Below are 20,595 nucleotides of genomic sequence, written 5' to 3' on the forward strand. Positions count from 1 at the left end.
TCCTCTCCTCTTTCATATGCTTGTCCTAGGAGGTTTTCCAGAAGGGGGAGTAGGTCATGAAAAAACTTACTATTATTAAAGATGCAGAAGTGCTCTCATCCCATAGTTCCAGAAAGACAGACATTTGGATTCAGGATGGAAAAATATTGCGAATGAATCTAGATACACTTTCTCGTATTTTCCCAGAAAACTATCAGGTAGAATATGTTATGGCATCTGATTATTACGTATTGCCTGGTTTCGTTACTCTATTTCCGGCAGATCAGCTTGTCCAGCGATCTGCATCCAGCTATATCAACCAAATTAGAAAGCTGATAGAACAGGGGACAACGAGCTTCGTCGCTACAATCCCTTTTCATGACTGGATGGATGATTATCAGTTACTGTATAAAATCTATCCCCACTATAATAGTATTCTTGATTACGCCATACGAATTCAATTTTCAGGTAGTAGCTTTAAAATAAATCGTCTGAAAAGAGCAGTGGAAAAAGGATTTTGTCTTTTCGAAATAGTTGTTGAGCATGAGGATCAGTTACATCGTATGGATTGGGAGCAGCTATCCATCTATATGAAAGGAAGACAAATTTCTCTTCATGTAACGATACCTTCTTCAGTCTCTACAGCCGATCGAGAAAAAATTATTGAACATTGGAATACCTATTGTGTATATTATAAGATCAGAACCCGTTATGAAATGGGAGTGGCTCGGGAGAGAGAAGAAGAGGTTCCCTTTTTCTTAATTAAGTTTATATCTCAAATGAATAATCATGATTGGAAAAAAATGATGCTTCAACTGGATCAAGATGAATATCAGTATTTACCTGTTATCTTGTCTCCTGAGCTACTTTTTGCTCGTAGGGAAACGCGGGTAATTCAGTTTCTATCAATGCTAGTACGATTCTGTTCCACAAATCCTGCTAAAATGATTGGCTGTTATCCCCAAAAAGGAAATGTCCAAAGTGGAGCAGATGCAGACTTAATTTTCCTTAATAAGGATATTTTCTTGACAAAAGATGCCTTTTCTACTATGCTAACTTTTAGCGAAATGTGTAATTCTGCGCTTGTTATGTCGAAGGGTATGTGGATTTATCGACATGGAATGCATGAGTCAATAATAGGGACTGGTAAATATTTGCAACATTTGAAACCTTATAATTATGCATTGTAGCCCCTTATGGGGTTTTTTTCGCAAGACTTATGATGACTTGTCTCACACAGATTCATAATCGACATGCTAAAAAAATTTCCTCAATAAAACTTTCGTTACTCTGATTTACCTCGAAGTAAAAGTATGGTTGAACGTACATATCTCGTACTCATTTCCTAGTTAGAACTCCCCTTTATGACACTGTCCATTGACTAATGGGGAAGACTTTTTTCGCAGTACATAGAAAAATGGAATTTATCTCGAAAAAGTCTCTGGCTTTTCCGCAACTTTTAGTGATCAATACTGTCTAAGTTAATGTATCGATCACTGGGATGGTAGGAATCGCTTAGGAGGTAAACCTAGATCATGACTGATTCCCAGTTAATTCGCGAAATTAAAGAGGGCAATTTGGAAAGTTACGCTGAGTTAATCAGGCGTTATGAACGTAAGATCTTGACTTTTGTTTCTCATATGCTTAGACAGGCACATTTAGAGCATGTCGCTGAGGATATTTGTCAGGAGACTTTTTACAAGGCGTACAAGAGTATTCACTCATTCCGGGATGTGGAAGCTACTTTTTCGACGTGGCTCTACACGATTGCTCGCAATACGGTTTTAAGTGAACTTCGTAAAAGCAGGAATGCTGATGTTTATCTGGAAGACAGCATTCACGTTCCAAGTATTGCCTTTGAACGTTTGCCTGAACAGCAGTTGCTGCAAACGGAACGGGAAGATTTGGTTCGTCAAGCCATAAATAATTTACCAGAAAAACAGCGTTCAGCATTAGTTTTACGGGAATATGAGCAATTGGATTACAGTGAAATTGCCCAAATCCTAGACTTAACCGTCAGTTCAGTTAAATCTCTTTTATTTCGCGCGCGACAAAGCATAAAACTCCAATTGGAAGCATATGTCATAGATTCTCAACTGGAAGAAGTCGAAGGGATGAGTAAGCGATGAGGTGCGAGGAAATTCAAGATTTATTACAAGAATATGTGAAAGGTAGTTTGTCGGAATTATCGGAACGCCGTGTCCAGAACCATATTGGTCAATGTGAACATTGTAATTCGCAATATACAGTGGTTCGAGATAGTTCTTACTACCTCCAATTAAATAAAGAAAAGTATAACGAGGATACGCAGCCTAGTAAATCGATTGTAGATGCAGTGATGACTAGAATACTATCTGAAGAAAAATGGGCTATTCCTATTGGTAAAAAGATTTTTACCGTTACAGTACGCATGAGAAGAATGGGTCTCGCTGCAGCTATGTTCCTGCTGATGATTTTTTCGTTTACACTTTATAATCAGACGGGTAATAATATGGATGTCTTCCTGTCATACACGGCAAAGGCAGAAGCTCTTTCTTCTGATAGCATTGGTCCAAAAGCTGATGTTAGTACAGCATCAGAATCTGATAAAGCCGTGCAGATTGTAGATAGCCTGTCTTCTGATCAGGCTGTGCAGAAAAAAGTACTTCCTGCTGAGAAACATGTTAAAGAAATTGCTTCTGATGCAATGGATTACCAGACTGGTACCGAGCCTAATTTTGGTGTCATTCTTAGTCTTTTAGGAATATTTATTACTGTTATCACGATGAGTTGGTTTACAAGAGCGTAAGAAACCAATAAAATAGAATTGATTAAGGTAAGACCGTCCGGGCGACGGTCTTTTAGTTGTCTCGGGAATGTATGAAAAGAGGTGGAACCGCATGCCTAAGAAATGGTTGCGAGTAATGGAAGAAGCAATAAATAAAATTGAGAACAATGAAGTAGAGCTTGGGATACAAGTTTTGAATAAAATCGGTGAGCACGGCAAAGAGTTTCCAGATGTCATGTTCTACCTGGCAGATGTATGGAATGAATTGGGTCATACAGAAGCGGCAATGACGATTCTACGAGATCTGATCGAAGAGAAAAAGGGTGACACGGAGCTTCTTCAAGAAGCAAAAATTATGGCGTCCGAGATCTCTTTGGATGAAGGGGACTTTGACACAGCGCATGATTATCTTTATGAACTTAAAGATGAGGGATATGATGATACGCAGCTGTATTTATTATTAGCTGATCTATACGCTATGCAGGGTTTGGAAGAGGTAGCGATTAAGTATTTGCAAGTGGCTCATTCACGCGATGATGATAATGAAGAATTAACAACCATTTTGAGTGAGATGTATTTAAAAGCAGGGCGAGTACAAGAAGCGATTGATTTGTTGGAGGACATTTCAGAGACAACATTCCATTCGCTCGTATTAAAAGCACGCATGTTTGCTCAACAGGGTCAATTTGAGGAAGCATATCAACTTTACACAAAAGCGGCTCAGTACGAACAAATTCCTGAGGTGCTTTATGGGTGTAGCTTAATGGCGTTCAATACAGAAAAATGGGAAGAAGCTCTGCGATTTGTTGAACTGTTATTAGCGGTTGATGAAGAGTATATGATTGCTTATCCGTTACACTGTGATATTCTGCTTTCACTAGGTAATACGGAAGCTGCTATCGAAAGCTTGAAAAAATATGTAGATATATCTGGTTTCGATGTTGAACAGATTCGTAGATTAACTGCATTATTACTTCAAGCTGGACGCTATGAGGAAGTCAAAGAGTATCAGAAACTGTTAGATCAATGGGATCTACAAGAAGAAACGGAAGAAGAGAAGAGCTAGAATAACTGAATAAAAAGCGTCAGATCCATTTGTACTGGGTCTGACGCTTTTTTACGTTATTTGAATGTGATCAGGAAAGAAGTTCAAATAGATTCCATAATAAATATTATGGAACGGATAAACGAGAGTTATAGAGTCGTTCCGATAATTATTGGTGCGTCTAGGGGAGTTATGGGTTGCGTCCCTGGTAGTTATGTTGGACATCTAAGACTGTTAATAAACCCACACATACATATTTGGTATCATGGATTTAATATAATCAATAGCACGTTGAAAACACTATTAAAGATTGCTTTCTCGAAAGAATCTGCAGCGTATCGTCGAATATTAGGGATTAGGTGACTAAATGTATTTAAGACCATTCGTGTGTTTGCAAGCCCCAAATGTTTTGCAACAATATATGTATGAACTCTTTAGGAGTAAAAGGGTGCGATGGGTATGCCGTATGTAATGAAAACAACAGTTTGGTAAATTAGGTTTTTCAATTATGATTTTGAGTTGTCGATTAAGATACCGAGAATTTATTGGGGCTTTTTCATTTGACTGTACAGCTAAACAATTAGGGGAAGCGGAAGCTGTATCGATACGGCAAAAGCCATCGTGGTTCTGGAGAGCAATGGTGGTTACATCGGGGACTACATGGGTGGCAAAAAAACATGCAAGCCAGCAAACATCACCCATATTGCGATTCCCACAACAGCCGGGACCGGTTCGGAAGCCACGGATGTCACCATTATCACGAACACCACTACTGACGTCAAAATGATGATCAAACACCCTGCCTTCATGTCAACAGTCGCCATCGTCGACCCTTACTTGACCTGCTCAGCACCACTGCCTGTCATCGCGGCCACAGGAGTCGATGCTCTCTGCCATGCCATTGAAGCGTTTCTATCCAAAAAAGCACATCCCATGACCCACACCCTTGCCCGATCCGCTATCACACATATTATCAGCTCCTTACAACGCTCCTATGACGATCCGCATGATCTGGATGCCAAAGAAAGCATGTGCATCGGATCGCTGCAGGCAGGTATGGCCTTCTCCAATGCATCCGTCACTTTGGTACACGGCATGTCCCGTCCAGTCGGCGCTCTTTTTCACGTCCCGCACGGCATTTTCAATGCGATGCTGCTGCCTGCTGTCTTGGACTTCAGCAAGGAGGATTGTGTCGAGCAGTTAGCTGAATTGCTGCCTTTGTTTATGCCGGACAGGAAAACGGATTCTCTCTCAGTCGAAGCGAGGGCGGATATGATGATTCAACAGGTCAAGGAGCTGTGCCGTTACCTGCAAATTCCCACTCTGCGTGGCTGGTGGCTGGGGGGGGCCCGAAGAGGTGTTTAAGGCTTCCCTGGATAAAATGGCCCATGATGCACTAGCGAGTGGAAGCCCTGGCAACAATCCAAGGGTGCCGTCGAAAGAAGAAATCGTGAATCTTTACATGATTACGCTTATTCGCTCAGCTAACAAGGAACTCTGCTGCTCATGCACCAATGAGGCAGCAGAGTTTTTTTACGCAAAGGCAAATCGTAAATGCAACATATTTACAATAATTTATTTATTTTGTTTTGTTTTGTGTTATTGGTTTGTATTTAAACGCTTAAAGTGCTGCGTGGCATCGGAAGGACTTTGGTTATATATACTTATATTCCGAGTGCCGTTAAATGGGGAATTTTGTAATTCTTTTTGTATTAAATGTTCAGAAAATACAGAAATAAAAGCACTTCTTGCTGTATTTTTTAATCGTTAGAAAATTTAAACTTAATAAAAGAAAGCGATTTCTTTTCGTGATTTTAAGCAGAAAGGAAGGATTTAATCCATGAGCCTTAATTCAGGAAAATGGACACCCGAAGCAATCCGTGCCCTTATCGATGAGGAGAAGGGAGTGTTAGATCCACGCATTTATTCGGATCAGGAACTGTATGAGTTGGAATTGGAGAGGGTTTTTGGCCGCTCATGGCTGCTTCTTGGCCATGAGAGCCACGTTCCCAATCCGGGAGATTACTTGACCACCTATATGGGAGAAGATCCTGTGGTGATGGTGCGGCAGAGAGATAGAAGCATCAAGGTGTTCCATAATCAATGCCGGCATCGTGGGATGAAGATTTGCCGGGCGGATTGCGGGAATGCCAAGGCGTTCACGTGCACCTACCATGGATGGGCGTATGACACAGCAGGCATTCTGGTCAATGTGCCGTTTGAAGAAGAAGCATTCTCCGGATTCAAGAAAGAAGAATGGGGGCCGATACAGGCTCGGGTGGAGATATACAAGGGGTTAGTATTTGCCAACTGGGATCCGGAAGCGCCGGATTTGCTGACTTATTTGAGTGATGCAACCCCTTACATGGACACCATGTTGGATCGTTCCGAGGCAGGGACAGAAGCCATCGGGGTCATGCAAAAGTGGGTGATTTCCTGTAACTGGAAGTTTGCTGCGGAGCAATTTGCCAGTGACATGTACCATGCTGCCACGACATCTCATTTGGCTGCTGTAGTTGCAGGGTTGCCACCCGAGCAAGATTTATCCAATTTTGAGCCTCATATGAAAGGACATCAGTTCCGAGCCAAATGGGGCGGTCATGGATGCGGCTTTTATATTGATACAGCAAGAGGTTCGGTACGTGTAGGACCCATAGTCGACAAATATTATAGCGAAGGCCCGGCTTATGAAAAGGCGAAAGAACGTCTGACTCCTCTGCTGCCATACCACAGAATGGGGGCAAGCCACATGACTATCTTCCCAAGCTGCTCATTCTTGCCGTATGGTATGAACACTGTGCGGACCTGGCATCCGAAGGGACCGGATCAGATTGAGGTGTGGGCATTCGTCGTCGTTGATAAGGACGCACCGCAGGAAATCAAGGAAGAACTGGCTCGTCAAAATGTCCGCACGTTCAGTGCCGGTGGAGTGTACGAGCAGGATGACGGGGAGAACTGGGTTGAGATTCAGAGCGCTCTTCGTGGGTACAAGTCCAGAACTGCGCCGCTGGCTATGCAAATGGGGCTGAATGTTCTGGGAAAAAACAATCCGGAATTTCCGGGTAAAACCTCCTATGTATTTTCTGAAGAAGTAGCTAGAGGGTTTTATTCCCATTGGGCCCGCATGATGTCGGAACCGAGTTGGGATACATTGAGGCCCCAATCTTAAGTTGGGGTCGTTGCCTACACATATGAGGGATCGGATGTCATACGATTTAGGATTAAAACAAGGGGGGATAAAAGGCATGGAAATAATGGAGTTAGTCAAACCATTTAAATGGGCGGAAAGTAGCTCAAGTCTGGAACTGCAACATGAAATTGAGCAGTTTTACTACAAGGAAGCGCAGCTGTTAGACCACTCGGAGTTTGAATCGTGGTTCGAGCTGATGGACAAGAATATTCATTATTGGATGCCGATTCGCATGAACCGAGTAGGTAGAGAAATGTCGCAGGAGTATGCGCCTCAAGGAAAAGGAGCGCACTACGACGATACCTATGAAACGATGCGCGGACGTATTCGAGCGAGAGTATCGGGGGTGAACTGGGCGGAGAATCCGGTGTCGCGTACACGGCACATTATTTCCAACGTCATTATTCGGGAAATGGAGGAACCGAACACGTATGAGGTGGCATCGTCATTTATCGTGTATCGCAACCGTTCGGAACATCAGGCAGATATTTTTCCGGGCGAGCGCCGGGATGTACTGCGGCGTTCGGAGGAGGGATTGGGCTTTAAAATTGCCCGCCGAACAATTTTGATTGATCAAGGTACGCTTTTGGCAAATAACTTGTCTGTCTTTTTTTAATCATTACTGCAGTTGAAAGGAAATGCATTATGAAATTTACAAAGGTTTGCACGTTGTCTGATCTACCGAATGATGAGGGGTTAAAGGTAGTGGAAGGAAACACGGCAGTAGCTGTGTTTAAAGTCAATGACGAAGTATTTGCAACACAAGACCGCTGTTCTCACGCCAAATGGTCGCTGTCTGAAGGCGGTTATCTAGAGGGAGATGTCATCGTGTGCTCATTGCATATGGGAAAGTTTTGTGCCCGCACGGGAGAGGTAAAGATGCCCCCCCCTTGGAAACCTTTGAAAAAGTATCCGGTACGGGTTGATGGAGACGATGTATATGTGGCTTTTGAAGACGGTTACTTTGAAAAAAAAGAGTAACCAACCCATGATCATGCCACATGTGACTTTTTATACGAGTGGGGAGCTACAATTATGAGATTGACCAATGAAGTGGCCTTGATTACAGGCGGTGCATCCGGCGTCGGTCGTGCCATTGTGGAACGATTTGTGGCTGAAGGTGCCAAAGTTGCAGTGTTTGACAAGTCGGCAGATCGTCTGAATCAGCTTGAACAAGAGTATGGTGAAAATGTCATTGGAATGGTTGGAGACGTACGTCGGTTCAGTGACCTCAAGTCAGCGGTAAGCCGGTGTACTGAACATTTCGGGAAAATTGACACGTTAATTGCAAATGTCGGTATTTGGGATTACAACATGTCGCTGGTGGATCTTCCGGAAGACAAGATTGATCAAGCATTTGATGAATTGTTCCATATCAATGTCAAGGGTTACTTGCTTGCGGCCAAGGCGTGTCTGCCGCAATTGGCGGCAACTCGGGGGAATATGATCTTTACGGTTTCTAATGCAGGCTTTTACACAAACGGAGGCGGGCCGCTTTACACATCCACCAAGCATGCCGTTGTTGGCTTGGTTCGCCAGTTGGCATTTGAATTAGCACCTTATATCCGAGTGAACGGCATTGCCATTGGCGGTGCAATGACAGATTTGAGGGGACCTGCCTCATTGGAAATGGACAATAGGTCCATAACGAGCATGTATAAAGATTGGTACAAAGACGTTGATTTGGAACGGGGTAAGGAGAATGTAGAGTCTGCCTCTCCGATCGGGCGTATATTGTACGGAGAAGATTATGCTGGGGCTTACGTATTTTTTGCCTCGCGAAATGACAATATTCCGGCTACAGGAGCGGTATTGAATTTCGATGGAGGCTGGGGCATTCGAGGTCTTCGCAGAAAAACGGGAAGTCAGGGATTGCTGGAGAAAGTAAGGATTAGAGATTGAAAAAGTACGATTAATTCCATTTCACCGAGCAGTTTAGGTGAAGGATGAGATAGCATGGCAATTGAAAACATGGGATATTTGGGTTTTTCTGTGAAGGATGTGCCCACATGGAGAAGTCACATGACAAATATGCTAGGGATGGTAGAAGTTGATGGCTCAGATCATTCAGCTTTGTATCGCATGGATTCCGTATGCTTGCGATGGGTTGGTCTCGCTGGACGCTCTTTCATCCCTATGGACTTTGCTTTGCATAGTTCCTCAAAGTCCGTCATTAACGGGATGATGTAACGAATCGACAAGCGCACTCAGGAGAGATAGAATATTCTTAAAATGCTAATTTTTCACAAGAGCTAATTAAGGTTGTAACTTTCTTAAGTGGGTGAATATATTGCAAAATAAGGTCTATTATCCTAAAGCAATGGAAATGTTTGTTCAAATGTCGTCGCATTTTGGAAACTATGACTTCACAGAGAAGGAGTTCGAATCGGGACTGCCACAAATGCTTCTGAACTGCCTCGATACAGTTTTAACTGAAAAGAATAACTTGCAGGATGCCATGGATTTTAATAACCAAGCCATAGGGCAGTTTCTAAATGGCATTGAGGAAACACGATTGGCAGACGTATGCTATCAGCTTACAAACATCCCCATCATTCTTGAAGATTTAGGATTTAACTATCTTTATTCAATAGGTTTAGATCCGGAACTGGCTAGACAATATAGCAGGAACTTAAAGAGAATCGTTAAAAATAATCTCGATGGAGATAATCACATCAAACTGACTGAACTTATTGAGAAGCAACAAATTGTCGAACTGGTCCAATCTGATAAACATAAGAGATTAATTGCTCCGATGGTATCCAGAGGCAAGATTGTAGGTTACTGCTCCTTTATTAACACTTCTTTTAGTGCAGTTGATTGGTTGAAAATAAAGCAAATGTGTCTCATCGGATCTGTGAGTAATTATAACAAGGAAACAATCCTGGAAACAGAACTGAAGTTAAACATCAAAGGCGGATTGTTAGAAGATATGATCCATAATCGTCTAAACCCTGTAGTATTATTCAAAAGGGCTAGATATATTGGAGTGGATTTGGGCAAAGAGTATCAATTTTTAGTTTTGAAAGGGGATCCAAATTTTTATCTGAATGGAAACGATCCAATCGGCGGTATGAATTTGATTGAGGTTTTTTCAAGATATTTTATGAATAGTAATCTTAATATCTTAATCTCGGAAGACTCTCAAAACACTCAAAACATAGCTGCGTTGATGCCTGTTGACTTGTTCTCGAAATATTCTATAAACTTCGATGAATTTATCAGAAAATTACTTTGTTTTCTGAAAGAAAAATACCCTAATATACCTTTTGAAATTGGCATGAGCTCAAGATCAAAGTCTCTTGAAGATATACCGATTCTGTACAATGAAGCTCTCATTTCATTGAACATGAACTATCAGCAAAAGGAAATTACGTACTTTGATGATTTAGGAGCGGTGGGGATTTTATTTCGCGCAGGAAAAATGGATGATATCCGGCATTTCTGCAACAAAATGCTTTCGAAATTAATTGAATACGATCGAGGGAAAGAATCAGAGTTAACCAAAACTTTATATTATTACATTAAAAGTGGCCAAAATATATATAAAGCAGCAAAAATGATGAATTTGTCGAATGGTGGATTACGATATCGCGTGCAAAAAATATGTGAAATTTTAGATGTTGATATCAATGATCTAAATACCAGTTGTCAGCTTTTCTTGGCACTGCAAGCGGGTATCATTTTGGGAGATCTGAAAATTGAGTGAATAATTTCACCGTTTGGTTGCCGTAATGGGGGCTGTTTTAATTTGAGTTGACAAAAACAAATTAAAAAACAGTTACTACTTAGGTCACTCAAAAACCGGATTACCGCGCAAAGCTGAAATAAGCATTGAGATTACTAGGCAATTTTGTTTAATTTGTTATGAAATTACTGGTAAAGGTACTGGATCCGTGACACTTAAAGGCATGATCAAATATAGAGTGGTCAGTGTAGCTGTGTAATCCGTCAACGACATCATGTTTGATGGAGGCAAAGTGGTATTTTCACCAACCTATGAGAAAACGTATGATTTAGCACTGCTCTAAAGATCGATGATGAGATTTGCGAACAGTTAACATAGTACGTACAGAAGGAGGTGTGGAGATGGACAGTAAGAACATTCAAGCTCTTGCCAGGCAACTGTGGGAGGCCGAACAGAATCATACAGGGGTACAAGCCTTGACGGATGCCAACCCGGATTTGACCATACACAATGCTTATCAAGTACAACTGGTCAATATTCAACGTAAAGTGGATTTGGGTCAACGCATCACAGGCAAAAAGATCGGACTGACCTCCCGAGTCATGCAAGAGTTGCTTGGAGTGGACCAACCGGATTACGGCCATCTGCTGGACAGTATGGTTGTGGAAAACGGGGGGACCGTTCGGCTTAACCAAGTAATGCAGCCCAAAGCTGAGGGAGAAGTGGCCTTTGTATTAAAAAAGGACTTGATCGGTCCCAATGTCACGACAGCAGATGTTCTGGAGGCTACAGAATATGTACTGGCAGCCATCGAAATCGTGGACAGCCGGGTACAGGACTGGAAGATCAAACTACATGACACGATCGCGGATAATGCATCCTGTGGTTTATACGTGCTGGGCGGAAATTTGGTCAAACCTTCCGAGGTAGATCTGCGCCAGATAGGCATGGTGCTAGAGAAGAATGGCCAAGTTGTAAATAAGGGAGAGGGAACTGCTGCACTGGGAGACCCTGCTCTCTGTGTGGCCTGGCTTGCGAATAAGCTGCATGAATACGGCATCGAACTGAAGGCTGGAGAAGTGATTTTATCCGGGGCACTTTCAGCTGCGGTTGATGCATCTCCGGGAGATTCGTTCAGCATCCGGGTGGACCGCCTAGGAAGTGTCACGGTCAATTTTGAAGGAGAGGGATTCTAAATGTCCAAAGTGAAAACCGCGATACTGGGTTCGGGTAATATCGGCACGGACCTGATATTTAAACTGATGCGCTCGGATGTTCTGGAGCTGACGACCGTCATCGGCATTGATTCTAAGTCGGACGGCCTGCGCCGGGCCAAGGAAATGGGTCTGGTGGCAATCGACAACGGGATCAAGGGATTTCTGGAACGGCCAGAACTGGCTGATATCGTCATGGACGCCACGTCGGCCAAGGCGCACGTTCGTCATGCCAAACTGTTGAAGGAAGCCGGCAAGCAGGTGCTGGATCTGACGCCGGCCGCCAGAGGACCGTTTGTCTGTCCGTCGGTCAACTTGAGTGACCATCTTGATGCACCGAACATCAACATGATTACTTGTGGTGGACAGGCGACCATTCCGATTGTGCATGCTGTCAATCGGGTGGCTCCTGTTGAATATGCCGAAATCGTTGCTACCATTTCCAGTAGAAGTGCAGGACCCGGCACTCGGGAAAACATCGATGAATTTACCCTGACGACAGCCAACGCGATCGAGCAGATAGGCGGGGCCAAACGTGGAAAAGCCATCATCATCCTCAATCCGGCTGAACCGCCGATCATGATGAGAGACACTGTCTACGCGGAAGTGGCTGAAGGTACTATGGATGAAGACAAAGTTGCCGCCTCCATTCAGGAGATGGTCAGGGAAGTGCAATCTTACGTGTCCGGCTATCGCATGCGGACCGAGCCGATCTTTGACGGCAACAGGGTCACGGTCTTTCTGGAAGTGGAAGGCGCTGGTGACTACTTGCCTAAATACTCCGGCAACCTGGATATCATGACGGCAGCAGCGGTGAAAGTGGCAGAGGAGTTTGCCAAGAACCAGTTGGCCCAGCGGGAGGGAGTCAAGCAATGAATACGAAACGAGATCTGTACATTACCGAAGTGGCCTTACGTGACGGCAGCCATGCCGTGGCCCATCAGTTTACAGTTGAACAGGTACGTAACGTGGCGCGAGCCTTGGATGAAGCCAATGTGCCCTTTATCGAAGTGAGTCATGGGGATGGATTAGGTGGTTCATCGATGCAGTTCGGCCGCTCCCTGTTTGATGAATTTGAACTGATCGAAGCCGCGGTTGACGTTTGTCAGCAGGCGAAAATTGCCGTGCTCCTGTTGCCTGGCATCGGCACACAGCGTGAATTGAAAAAAGCATCTGAGCTGGGTGCCAAGATGGCCCGGATCGCCACCCACGTCACCGAGGCTGATGTCTCACCACAGCACATTCATCTGGCTAAGGAACTGGGCATGGAAACCGTCGGTTTTCTCATGATGTCCCATATGGCAACGGTGGAAAAACTCGTGGCGCAGGCCAAGCTCATGGAGAGCTATGGTGCAGACACGGTGTATATGGTAGACTCCGCAGGGGCGTTGCTGCCGCATGAGGTCAAGGAACGTATTCATGCCCTGAGGGAAAGCTTGGACGTCCACGTCGGCTTCCACGGCCACAACAACCTGTCGCTGGCCATGGCCAACACACTGGCGGCAATTGAAGAAGGAGCCACGCGCATCGATGGCAGCATCCGCTGTCTGGGTGCAGGTGCGGGGAACACGCAAACGGAAGTACTGGTTTCTGTATTGGACCGAATGAACATCGAGACTGGAATTGACGTCTTTAAAATGATGGATGTAGCCGAAGACATTGTCGCCCCGATTCTGCAGCAGGCTCAGGAGATTACCCGAGACAGCCTGGTGATGGGGTATGCGGGTGTGTATTCTAGCTTTCTCCTACATGCCAAACGTGCATCCGACAAGTTCGGGGTGGACGCAAGAGATATCCTGATCGAGCTGGGTCGTCTGAAGGTCGTCGGTGGTCAGGAGGATATGATCGTGGATGTGGCCACTGATCTGGTAAAAAAACAGAAACAGGCAGTGATCAGATAAACCTGCTCACTGCTCTGGTGTTAACCAAGCCGTTTAATAGAGAGATAGAATCGTATGGTAGACCCATTACTATCATTCATCAACAATGGATGAAAGGAATAACATTGGCAGAAGTAAGTGCTAAAGCAGGCATGGATTAGATGAAAGATGCGATGCTGGAGATCCGCTTTTTCTCCGTATAGACACTCAAAATAAAAATAATGACAAGGCAGAATGTTTATCGTTATTAAAGAAATTGACGGAAGCTATGATTTTCGGTACGAAATTAAAATATTAGTAGATTAATAATTAAGGGTGATTATATGGCAAAGATTGTAACGGGTGTGGCAATGTCACATAGCCCTTTTATTATGACGAATCGAGAAGGTGCAGGAGAAAGAGGACAGCGTTTTATCGATACGGCTTTGGAAATGCGAAGCTGGTTGAATGAGCAGAATGTTGATGTCATCATCTTGATTTCGGATGATCATTTTAACAGTTATTATTACAATCACATGCCTTCTTTTACGATTGGAATCGGAGAATGTGAGGGATGGGGGGACTGGAATTTACCACAGTATAAAATCCCAGTAGAAAAAGAATTAGCTAAACACATTTTGAATACTGGTTTGAAAAATGGAGTTGATTTTGCTTTTTCTATGTCAATGAAGGTCGATCATGGACACACTCAAGGAATATACTTTCTGAACCCTGATTTAGCCATACCAGTGGTTCCCATTGCTGTTAACACTTCTGCCCCTCCTCTGCCTACGATGGACCGTTGCTTTCAAATAGGTGAGATTTTGCGTAAGGCCATCGAATCGTGGGGAAGCGATAAAAAGGTAGCAATTGTTGCATCTGGCGGGTTGTCTCATTGGGTTCCAACGCCCAAAATCGACAGTCAAAAAGAGGAAGATCAATATATGATTAATATCTTATTGCATGGTAGAAAACAAATAGAGAATGATGAAGAATATAAAGCTTATCGATTAAAAAGGGTAACCGCGCTTACAACGGGGCCGGTAAATGAAGAATGGGATAGAAATTTTTTAGAAGCTATTGAGCAAGGGGATATGGCATCTTTGAGAAAGTTGACATATGAAGAGATTGAGCAAGAGGCAGGAAATGGGGGACAAGAATTACACAATTGGTTGGTTCTGTTAGGAATGATTCATGATTTTGAAGCGGAGACGATGTGCTATGAACCTATTCCAGAGTGGGTTACGGGAATGGGGATCGTTCGGTTTAAGTCATCGTGAAAAATTAGGTGAATCGAAGAGGCGAGACTGTGAAAACAGATTCCATTGCCCTGGACATAGTTTATAAAAGTTTAAATCAGAAAATAATGATTTTAGATAATTTACAGAGTGAAATGAATCAATGGACATTTATATACTAATATAATATGTAAATGTAGTATTAACAGTAAAAAATAAGGAGAGGGAGAAACTATATGTCAAACAACAATGTGAGTATTTGGAATGAATTGTCTGGAATCGCTTTTAAACAATACTTCGTCAATGCTGACGGTGTAAATACTAGAATTATCGAAGCTGGTGAGGGTGAACCGTTGATTCTCTTACATGGAATTGGCGGACACGCTGAAGCATACGCAAGAAATGTCAAGAGCCTGAGCAAGCATTTCAGAGTTCTTGTCTTAGATATGGTCGGGCATGGATATACGGATAAACCGAATCAACCTTATACGTTAGATGTATACAGTAATCATTTGTTAGCGGTAATTAAAACCCTCTCACTTGCAAAAGTTCACCTTTCTGGGGAGTCTTTGGGGGGATGGACGTCTGCATGGTTTGCTGCTCGTCACCCAGAATATGTAAAGTCCTTACTGTTGAACACGCCAGGTAATATTAAGGGTAAACCAGAAGTGATGAAAAAGCTGAAAGAATCCACGATTAAGGCTGTTTTGGAAGTCAATAAAGAGAATGTTCGAAAGAGGCTAGAGTTTTTGTTCTGGGATACGAGTTTTGTGACAGAAGAACTTGTTCAATCACGCTATAACATTTACACACAGCCAGAGTTAAAGAAAGCTATTGAAAATATCATGATATTACAAGAATGGGAAGTGCGAAAAAATTACACATGGGATTCAAAATGGACAAGTAAAATCACCGCTCCTACGATTATTTTAATGTCGGATCATGATCCCACAGCTACCGTCGAAGATGCGGAATACCTTCAGGAATTGATTCCTCATAGCCAATTGGTGGTAGTAGAAGGAGCGGGACATTGGCCGCAATGGGAGAAACCTGAACAATTTGATCAAATTCAAATTAATTTTGCTAAAGGGCATGTATTATAGCAGCTATTTAACCAAAATTGATGAGGGAGTTTGGCTTTTCGGAACAAGCGACCCGAAGTGCAATTTCCCGTATGCTCCAGCAAGGGTGGGTTGAATCGAGAAAAGTGGAGAATAAAAGCTACTACTCGATATCACCGCGCGGTCAGAAGCGGCTGGATGAAGCGACGGTGCGCATTTATCACCGGGATGTGGAAGAAAACTGGGACGGCAAGTGGTGCATGGTCAGTTACTGAATCCCGGAGGAACATCGCAACCTCCGGGACCAGTTTCGCAAAGAGCTTGGGTGGCTCGGTTTCGGGATGCTGTCCAACAGTACATGGATCAGTCCCCATCACGTCAAGCCTCTCGTCGAGGATCTTATCGACCATTTTGCGATTGAGGATTGTGTTGAACTTTTTTCTTCCTCCCATTTGGGACAGAACCCAAGTCGTTTGGTGGAACGTTGCTGGAATTTGGAGCACGTTCACGCTGCCTATCGACAATTTATCGATGACTATGAACCCAGATATATCGAGCTTCATTCCGAACACAAACAACCGATTGATAACTGGTATTAAACTAAAAAATGATGACGGAACGTTCCCATGTGATGAACACAGATATTGTTATTTTTACACCAGCTGTTTTACGCCCATCATTCTGGAAGATACATTTCTTTATTGCAGAGAACGCTCAAGCAGTTGCTAATTTAAGAAAAAGGTTTTCAAAAACAAAGTTACAGTATGAATTCTTTGTATAATCCAATTTCGGATTTTGCGTACATGATTTCATCCAATGGGATACCTCTTATTATTGAAACAATTATATGGAGGTTTTCATCGATGACAGGAAAAATCAATTCTCAAGATGACCATCGAACAGATGAAGAGGAGATTCGTCAGAAAGCTATGAAACTCATAGATTGTTGGCTGCAACAGTTACATGATAAAGATCATTCTGACGATACAGCCTAAAACTAAAATGAGATAAAGCCCCAAAGTCCAATTTTGGATTTAGGGGCTTTTCATATTTTCATAGGAAAGTACTAATAGTAATCATTAAGCAAGGAGGATTACATGAGTAACGACTTATCAAACGAATTCAATGTTGAAGAGAACATTACTTCTTCGACTCGGATCACTCACGCTTTTAAAGAAATGCTACATTACCGTAGTTGGTCGCAATCTACAATAGAAAGTTACTGTAGAGATATCGAAGTCTTTGAAACCTTCCTAGGTGAACAAGACATAGATCCAATTCTTCATAATGCAAAGCTTCATGTGATCCAAAAATAGATCATAAAGCAGGTTAACACTAAAACTTCTGCAACAACCATCCGCCGAAGGATGGCATCGCTATCGAGCATATACAGTTTTTACAAGGACTTGGGTATTATCACCAGCAACCCTTTTAAAGCCATTGAAGTACCAATTAGGGATAGAGGACATCATTCAGCTGTCATGACCATGGATCAATTAGTTGAAGTATGGAGATACGTAAAAGATTTAAAGAAAGAAGGGATTGATGTTGAACTTACAGTAAAAAGTTATTTACTGGATTGAGAAACCAAGCACTTACCATGTTAAAGGTCAAGGACGTCCTGCTAGATCGACAAATGATTCATTATGACGCGGGCCTAATCAATTCGAAGCACCGGATACAATTTTTTCCCCTACCACCAAAACTTTTAGAATTGATTCAACTACACATAGATCACCACAAGCTTCAGCCAGAAGACGTATTGTTATATGGTTTAAAGGGCATTCCATTGCACAATAAGCAATTAAATAGGATTACCAATAAAATATGCGAAGGTCTTGGTTGGAAAGGGGAAGATAAGGTAACACCTCACGGTTTTAGAACCAGTATCGCTACAATCTTAGATGAGAGGGGAAATGTCAGCCTCGATTCCATTAAGTTCTTATTAGGACACAGCAATCAGGAAAATATTCAGTATTACTTACGACGGGATCAGCGTAAAATCAATGCATTACGTAAAGAAATGACGAAAATTGAGGAAGAATTAGATACAAGTTTACATAATGATCTACCGGTAAGTAACTAATGAAAGAATTGATTCAAAAAGTGAGGTGAGTAACAAAGTGGATGTAAGTGCACATACCTCCATATCGGAAGATTTATTATTACAGATTTTTAAAAGCCATCCTAGATTAGTAAATAAGATGATAGAGCAAGGAGTCTTCAAATATTGACAAAAAAAGGGTGAGGGTTATTGAAGCAATAATAGATACTAAAAACTTAGAACCCGAAATATAAGAGGAAAGTAAATGAAAAGGATTGCAAATACAGCGAGACAAAATTAGAAATCGCTATCTTATTGGGTTGTTTTAAAAACATAGCTCTATAAATACTTAAAATGGAAAAACCTCTTCTCTAATTTAACTTAGAGTGGAGGTTTTAAATGCTTTATAAGTCAAATTGAAGGGAATCAATCGCTTGTTTCTTTTGTTCCAAATCGACATGGGTGTAGATTGATGTTGCCGCCAGGCTTTCATGGCCAAGAACCTCATGTAATGTTCGAATATCAACCTTTGAAACACCATCATGTGATCTTAAGAGCAGAGTTGCAAAAGTATGGCGCAAATGATGTAGCGTAAAACGATGAGGGGGTAATCCTGCATGTTGGAGTACTTCCTTGAAGATTTTATATAACCCCCGTGGATCTAATCGGTCCCCACGATAATTCGTAAAAACCGGCTCTGCTGGATGAAATCGAATTGCTTCCAAATGCCCCTGGTATGTCTTAAGTAAAGGCAAAACGATTGGATGAAGAGGCAGCACGCGTTCTTTATTACCTTTCCTGTATATTCGTACGGTATTCCATTCCAAATCAATTTGTTCCCATGTTAAATCAACTAATTCTTGCCGACGCATGCCGGTTGTCGCCAAAAGTTTGAACATTACATGGTTTCGCAGCGAGAACTTGCGTTGGTCACTTTCGAGAAAACGAAAAAGCTGTTGCACTTCTATTAACTTCATATACACAGGCAGTTTTTTGTCTGTTTGCGGAGCTTGAATGCCCGCCATGAACTCGATGGAGATCCAATTTTCCTTTGCACAAAAGCGACAGAAGGATTTTAAGCAGGAAATACGTCTTTGCAGCGTTCTTGGTCGTGCTCGATGCTCGATAACCTGGTTTTGCACAAAACGGCGAATCGTCGAATTATGAATTTGCTGTAGTTCGTTTGTCCCGTGAACTTAAGTTATTGGTACGCTTGGTCTTTCAAATAGATTCCATAATAAATATTATGTAAACAAAAAACCTCCAGAATTTTTTGTTATACATCGTTTCATGCGTAATTTTGGCCGTTCAACTAGTTTACAGGTTTAAGCAGGAAATGAACTGGGTATGATTGGAAGTAAATCTGCTAGGTAAGGTGGGATGGATAAATGAAGTTGGCAGAAGTGCTTGTTTATGCTGATATCGGACAGCTACATCAAATCGTTAAGCATTATGGATATGAATGTGATCCGCACTCAAAAAACGATTTGGTCACCACCTTAATGACTGGCATGAGACATCAGCAAACAATTCGCACTGAGATCGAACAACAGTCCTCAATAACCCTGCATTTTTTGCTTCTGGTTTTTCTTGATAAGCGAGAGGCATTTACACTTGAAGATTTACTAGCGAAAGCGATGATTGCTCAGATGGAAGGCGAGGGAGAAAGTAAAAAAGAGGCTGCTCGTAAAATGGTTGCTCACGCTTTACGTTCCGGCTGGATTTTTCCAGCAAAGGGAAGGTTACAAGGTCAGTTTATTATCCCGGAAGATTTACGAGAACTATATTTGCAAAACTGGATAAAACATCTGACAGTTTATGAGCAATCTACTCAACCATTGGCGTATCGAGACGAAGGGATGGCTTTACTCGATGATACTTTGGTGTTTCTACGATTTTTAGAAAAAGAAGCTGTGCCCCTAACCGCCGATGGAGGTATGTATCGGCGTTATCAAACGCAATTACTCTCCTTTCTAAGCGTTAAAGAGGAACCATTGCTTCCACAAAAATGGAGGTTTGGCTACGGTCTTCACTTCGATCTTTATCCAGATCGATTCTCTTTACTCTATGATTTTTGTTACTACAAAAAATGGATTGAAGAGGATGGGAAACAAGTCAGTTTAACGGGAGAAGGCACTCAGGTACTAACAGAGGGGCTAAGTGAAGCAGATTATCAGGAATGCATTCGATTTTGGTTTAGGTTATATAAGCGACCTATTCCTAACCTGCCTGCGATGGTACAGGTAATCGCTTTATTAACAGCCAAGTCTTGGTACTCGCAAGAAAAACTGTGCCAAATCCTTCTTCCTTGGGTAAAAACTTTTTACTACGATGCTCCACTCCAAATTTTAACCAATCGGATATTGAAAATGATGGTCCATGCTGGTTTGTTACGAGTAGGGGAAGATCGTGATGGTGAATGGCTCTATCAAAGTACAGAAGCATGCCAGCATTGGCTAAAGAACTATAACGGTTTTGTAGATACGACTATCCTAATGAAATGAGGGAAC

Annotated in this window: 22 protein-coding genes and 1 pseudogene; 22 read left to right on the forward strand and 1 reads right to left on the reverse strand. The window is 42.4% G+C overall.

Going from position 1 to position 20,595, the window contains the following annotated elements:
- The first annotated feature begins 56 nt into the window (after positions 1-56).
- The 21 genes and pseudogenes from LM917_RS04835 to LM917_RS04925 all read left to right on the forward strand — a co-directional run bounded on the left by LM917_RS04835 (position 57) and on the right by LM917_RS04925 (position 18,127).
- Complete coding sequence (locus LM917_RS04835) at positions 57-1,169, forward strand: amidohydrolase family protein (RefSeq protein WP_232696344.1); 1,113 nt, start codon at positions 57-59, stop codon at positions 1,167-1,169.
- A gap of 345 nt (positions 1,170-1,514) precedes the next feature.
- Positions 1,515-2,108, forward strand: a complete 594-nt coding sequence (locus tag LM917_RS04840) for an RNA polymerase sigma factor (RefSeq protein WP_232696345.1) — start codon at positions 1,515-1,517, stop codon at positions 2,106-2,108.
- Positions 2,105-2,767 carry a zf-HC2 domain-containing protein gene (locus LM917_RS04845; protein WP_232696346.1) on the forward strand — a complete coding sequence of 221 codons (663 nt, stop codon included), beginning with the start codon at positions 2,105-2,107 and terminating at the stop codon, positions 2,765-2,767. The genes LM917_RS04840 and LM917_RS04845 overlap by 4 nt, the downstream gene beginning before the upstream one ends.
- Positions 2,768-2,858: 91 nt before the next feature.
- Positions 2,859-3,812 carry a tetratricopeptide repeat protein gene (locus LM917_RS04850; protein WP_232696347.1) on the forward strand — a complete coding sequence of 318 codons (954 nt, stop codon included), beginning with the start codon at positions 2,859-2,861 and terminating at the stop codon, positions 3,810-3,812.
- A gap of 564 nt (positions 3,813-4,376) precedes the next feature.
- Positions 4,377-5,259 (forward strand): annotated as a pseudogene (locus tag LM917_RS04855) (iron-containing alcohol dehydrogenase); the annotation flags it as partial.
- A 372-nt stretch (positions 5,260-5,631) separates the two neighbouring features.
- Complete coding sequence (locus LM917_RS04860) at positions 5,632-6,960, forward strand: aromatic ring-hydroxylating dioxygenase subunit alpha (RefSeq protein ID WP_304502578.1); 1,329 nt, start codon at positions 5,632-5,634, stop codon at positions 6,958-6,960.
- A 34-nt stretch (positions 6,961-6,994) separates the two neighbouring features.
- Entirely contained in the window at positions 6,995-7,597 is a 603-nt protein-coding gene (locus tag LM917_RS04865; protein ID WP_232696348.1) for an aromatic-ring-hydroxylating dioxygenase subunit beta, read from the forward strand.
- A 29-nt stretch (positions 7,598-7,626) separates the two neighbouring features.
- Positions 7,627-7,962: a non-heme iron oxygenase ferredoxin subunit gene (locus tag LM917_RS04870; protein ID WP_232696349.1), complete on the forward strand. Its 336-nt coding sequence runs from the start codon at positions 7,627-7,629 to the stop codon at positions 7,960-7,962.
- A gap of 54 nt (positions 7,963-8,016) precedes the next feature.
- Entirely contained in the window at positions 8,017-8,883 is an 867-nt protein-coding gene (hcaB, locus tag LM917_RS04875; protein ID WP_232696350.1) for a 3-(cis-5,6-dihydroxycyclohexa-1,3-dien-1-yl)propanoate dehydrogenase, read from the forward strand.
- A gap of 54 nt (positions 8,884-8,937) precedes the next feature.
- Positions 8,938-9,171, forward strand: a complete 234-nt coding sequence (locus LM917_RS04880) for a VOC family protein (protein ID WP_232696351.1) — start codon at positions 8,938-8,940, stop codon at positions 9,169-9,171.
- Between the two features lie 100 nt (positions 9,172-9,271).
- Complete coding sequence (locus tag LM917_RS04885; protein ID WP_232696352.1) at positions 9,272-10,690, forward strand: PucR family transcriptional regulator; 1,419 nt, start codon at positions 9,272-9,274, stop codon at positions 10,688-10,690.
- Between the two features lie 380 nt (positions 10,691-11,070).
- The gene (locus tag LM917_RS04890; protein WP_232696353.1) at positions 11,071-11,865 is read left to right on the forward strand and encodes a 2-keto-4-pentenoate hydratase; all 795 of its coding nucleotides are present in this window, start codon (positions 11,071-11,073) and stop codon (positions 11,863-11,865) included.
- Positions 11,866-12,759, forward strand: a complete 894-nt coding sequence (locus LM917_RS04895) for an acetaldehyde dehydrogenase (acetylating) (protein WP_232696354.1) — start codon at positions 11,866-11,868, stop codon at positions 12,757-12,759.
- Positions 12,756-13,784 (forward strand): 4-hydroxy-2-oxovalerate aldolase, encoded by a 1,029-nt coding sequence (dmpG, locus tag LM917_RS04900; protein WP_232696355.1) that lies wholly within the window; start codon positions 12,756-12,758, stop codon positions 13,782-13,784. Before LM917_RS04895 ends, dmpG begins: the two co-directional genes overlap by 4 nt.
- Positions 13,785-14,086: 302 nt before the next feature.
- A complete protein-coding gene (locus LM917_RS04905) occupies positions 14,087-15,022 on the forward strand; it encodes a DODA-type extradiol aromatic ring-opening family dioxygenase (RefSeq protein WP_232696356.1) in 936 nt (311 codons plus the stop codon).
- Between the two features lie 194 nt (positions 15,023-15,216).
- Positions 15,217-16,083 carry an alpha/beta fold hydrolase gene (locus tag LM917_RS04910; RefSeq protein WP_232696357.1) on the forward strand — a complete coding sequence of 289 codons (867 nt, stop codon included), beginning with the start codon at positions 15,217-15,219 and terminating at the stop codon, positions 16,081-16,083.
- 20 nt (positions 16,084-16,103) lie between these two features.
- On the forward strand, positions 16,104-16,316 hold the full coding sequence (locus tag LM917_RS24725) for a hypothetical protein (RefSeq protein ID WP_373688761.1): 213 nt from the start codon (positions 16,104-16,106) through the stop codon (positions 16,314-16,316).
- The gene (locus LM917_RS04915) at positions 16,317-16,640 is read left to right on the forward strand and encodes a hypothetical protein (RefSeq protein WP_373688762.1); all 324 of its coding nucleotides are present in this window, start codon (positions 16,317-16,319) and stop codon (positions 16,638-16,640) included.
- 264 nt (positions 16,641-16,904) lie between these two features.
- Entirely contained in the window at positions 16,905-17,036 is a 132-nt protein-coding gene (locus LM917_RS24365; protein ID WP_255667919.1) for a hypothetical protein, read from the forward strand.
- Positions 17,037-17,138: 102 nt separating this feature from the next.
- Positions 17,139-17,357 (forward strand): site-specific integrase, encoded by a 219-nt coding sequence (locus LM917_RS04920; protein ID WP_232696359.1) that lies wholly within the window; start codon positions 17,139-17,141, stop codon positions 17,355-17,357.
- 263 nt (positions 17,358-17,620) lie between these two features.
- Positions 17,621-18,127 carry a tyrosine-type recombinase/integrase gene (locus tag LM917_RS04925; RefSeq protein ID WP_232696360.1) on the forward strand — a complete coding sequence of 169 codons (507 nt, stop codon included), beginning with the start codon at positions 17,621-17,623 and terminating at the stop codon, positions 18,125-18,127.
- A gap of 362 nt (positions 18,128-18,489) precedes the next feature.
- Here the strand turns inward: LM917_RS04925 and LM917_RS04930 are convergent, their stop codons facing one another.
- Complete coding sequence (locus LM917_RS04930) at positions 18,490-19,110, reverse strand: tyrosine-type recombinase/integrase (protein ID WP_232696361.1); 621 nt, start codon at positions 19,108-19,110, stop codon at positions 18,490-18,492.
- A 363-nt stretch (positions 19,111-19,473) separates the two neighbouring features.
- Between LM917_RS04930 and LM917_RS04935 the strand changes: the two genes are divergently transcribed.
- Positions 19,474-20,589, forward strand: a complete 1,116-nt coding sequence (locus tag LM917_RS04935; RefSeq protein WP_232696362.1) for a hypothetical protein — start codon at positions 19,474-19,476, stop codon at positions 20,587-20,589.
- Positions 20,590-20,595: the final 6 nt, after the last annotated feature.

Origin of the sequence: Brevibacillus daliensis, from assembly GCF_021245735.1 — a bacterium.
Lineage (GTDB): Bacteria > Bacillota > Bacilli > Brevibacillales > Brevibacillaceae > Brevibacillus_B > Brevibacillus_B daliensis.